This window comes from Halorubrum sp. Atlit-26R, assembly GCF_003666015.1.
Taxonomy (GTDB): domain Archaea; phylum Halobacteriota; class Halobacteria; order Halobacteriales; family Haloferacaceae; genus Halorubrum.
In genome coordinates this window covers 1-451 of sequence record NZ_QPLT01000511.1, presented here as the reverse complement: position 1 = coordinate 451, position 451 = coordinate 1, and the positions used below count along the sequence as shown (strand labels likewise).

Here is a 451-nt window from a genome sequence, read left to right as displayed (position 1 = left end):
CGAGAACATATTGTCTTTATGATAGTCAAGCACACCTATACAATCGAATAACCGGAAGAACTCTTTTTGAGGGGTATTTCTCGTCCCACGTCCAACCATCTGGTTGTATAATATACTTGACTTTACAGCTCTGAGGAAGATGAGGTTATTTAGGGGCCGTACATCAACACCTGTACTAACCATATCAACCGTAACAGCTACGCGAGGGGTACGTCGCTTGTCTTTGAAATCAGCCAGCGCACCATCTGAATGACGGTCTTCACTGGTGATGGTCTTAACAAACTCTTCAGGATTCTCTATCTGAAGTTTATCGCGGAATACCTCTCTAAAGTCTTCAGCGATTATGTTTGCGTGGTCAATGTTCTGCGCAAATACAAGTGTGAGGTCGTTTTCGATATCGGCAATCTCGACTATCTCTTCAGCAACCTTGCGGTGGGTGTCGTGTATCAGT

At 44.3% G+C, this 451-nt stretch carries 1 protein-coding gene; it reads right to left on the bottom strand.

Going from position 1 to position 451, the window contains the following annotated elements; all coding sequences use genetic code 11:
* On the bottom strand, nucleotides 1-451 hold a 451-nt coding region (locus DVK07_RS21705), incomplete at both ends, for a helicase-related protein (RefSeq protein WP_255410508.1).